This window comes from uncultured Thiodictyon sp., assembly GCA_903837595.1.
GTDB lineage: Bacteria > Pseudomonadota > Gammaproteobacteria > Chromatiales > Chromatiaceae > Thiodictyon.
In genome coordinates, this window is the sequence record CAILVI010000123.1 from 1 (window position 1) to 2164 (window position 2164).

The 2164-nt window shown below is 66.6% G+C and carries 2 protein-coding genes and 1 pseudogene; all 3 read left to right on the forward strand.

Going from position 1 to position 2164, the window contains the following annotated elements; genetic code table 11:
- Positions 1-568: pseudogene (locus QZY44_RS06695) on the forward strand (P-type conjugative transfer protein TrbL); the annotation flags it as partial.
- Positions 569-580: 12 nt separating this feature from the next.
- On the forward strand, positions 581-1288 hold the full coding sequence (gene trbF / locus QZY44_RS06700; protein WP_295443990.1) for a conjugal transfer protein TrbF: 708 nt from the start codon (positions 581-583) through the stop codon (positions 1286-1288).
- On the forward strand, positions 1285-2164 hold an 880-nt coding region (gene trbG, locus QZY44_RS06705), incomplete at its 3' end, for a P-type conjugative transfer protein TrbG (RefSeq protein ID WP_295443993.1). The genes trbF and trbG, both read left to right, overlap by 4 nt.

The window sequence follows — 2164 nt, forward strand, 5'->3', positions numbered from 1 at the left end:
CATGCTGGCGTCCTTGGCGATGCTGGGACTGGGTATCTTCGGGCCGGGGATTGCCACCGGGCTGGTGTCGGGGGCACCGCAGCTCGGCGCCGGGGCGGCGGCCGGTACGGCGCTGGGTGCTGTGGGGCTGGCGGTGGCCGGTGGCGCCGTGATCGCCACGGGCGGTGCCGCGGTGGCGGCTGGTGCGCGCATGGCGCCAAGTGCCGCACGCGCCACCAGCAACTTGGCCACTGGCTTCCGATCGGCCTACCAGTCCGGGGCCACCGCCTCCGGCGCGAGCGGCCTGCGTGCCGCCGGTGCCGGCTTCGCTGGCGTGGCCAGAAGTGCCGTCAGTGCATTCGGGCAGCGTGTCGCCACAAGCGCCAAATCAGCTAAAGACTCCATGGCAACGGCGGCTTCTGGGGCAACGGGGACTGCGCCGACCGCAAGCGCGCCAGCCTGGGCAGAACGCCTGCAACGTAACCAGCGCCTCAGCCAAGGCGCATCGGCTGCTGCACACACCCTGCGCTCAGGGGACCACGGCGGCAGCGGTGCCAGCCCCAGCCTGCGCGACCAATCGAATCCTTGAGGAGAGGTGACCATGCGCTTCAAACGACCCCAGGTGCGCTACTCGGACACGCCCGAGCCGATCACCCCCTACCAGGCTGCCGCACAGGTATGGGACCAGCGCATCGGCAGCGCCCGCGTGCAGGCCAGGAACTGGCGGCTGATCGCTTTCGGCTGCTTGACGCTGGCAATGCTGATGGCGGGTGGACTGGTGTGGCGATCGGCGCAGTCCATCGTCACGCCTTATGTGGTCGAGGTCGCCACCGGCGGCCAGGTGCGCGCGGTGGGCGAAGCGGCCACACCCTACAAGCCCAACGACGCGCAAATCGCCTACCACCTGGCACGCTTCCTCACCGACGTGCGTTCGCTGTCGATCGACCCCATCGTCGTGCGGCAGAACTGGCTGGAGGCCTACGCCTACACCACGGACAAGGGCGGGGCGACGCTGAACGACTTTGCGCGCAGCAACGATCCCTTCGCGCGCATCGGCCAGATGTCGACGGCAGTAGAGGTCACCAGCGTAGTCCGCGCCAGCGAATCCTCGTTCCAGGTGCGCTGGACCGAACGCAACTATGCCAACGGCTCGCCCGCGGGGATCGAACGCTGGACCGCGGTGCTGTCGGTGGAGTTGCAACCGCCGCGCACCGAGGAGCGTCTGCGCAAGAACCCGCTGGGCATTTATATCAACGGCCTGTCCTGGAGCCGTGAACTCGACGTGACCGAAGGAGCCAAGACACCATGAAGACTCAATTCCGTAGCTACGTATTGCCGGTATGCCTGCTCGCCGCATTGGCAAACGTCACCGGTTGCGCCACGCCCGGCAAGCCGCCGCCTGACTTCACACTGGACGAACCGGTTGCGGCACACACGCTGCCGGAGTCGCCAAGGCCGATCGAGGTGGTTGAGGTGCCGACACCGCTGCCGCTACCCGAGCAGTTGAAAGCGCTGGCAACCACCGAGGACAAGCCAGTCACCGAATCGCCCATCGATCAAGTGCGCGTGGTGCGTGCCAATGCCGAAGCCCGCGTCGCCCCCAGTCGCGACGGCTACGTTAACGCCATCCAGGTCTGGCCCTATGCCGATGGAGCGCTGTATCAGGTCTATACGAGTCCGGGTCGCGTCACCGTGATCGCCCTGCAGCAGGGTGAAGAACTGGTGACGGTCTCGGCGGGCGATACGGTGCGCTGGATTATTGGCGACACGACCAGCGGTGCGGGTGCCAGCCTGCGCGTGAACATCCTCGTGAAACCCACGCGCATCGGCCTGAAAACTAACCTCGTCATCACTACCAACCGTCGCACCTACCTGCTCGAACTGTCTTCCACACCACAGGCGTGGATGGCCTCCGTTTCGTGGGACTACCCGAAGGATCGCCTGCTGGCCTTGCAGAAGCAAGCGCAGCAGGCGCTTGCCGCGGCACCGGTGGACTCTGGCTTGGCGTTGGAACAAATCAGGTTCCGCTACGCGATCAGCGGCGACAATCCGCCGTGGCAGCCCCTGCGCGCGTTCGATGACGGCGAGCGTGTCTACATCCAGTTCCCGGCCGGCATTGCCCAGGGCGAACTGCCGCCGCTGTTCGTGATCGGTTCGCAGGGCGATGGCCAGCTCGTCAACTACC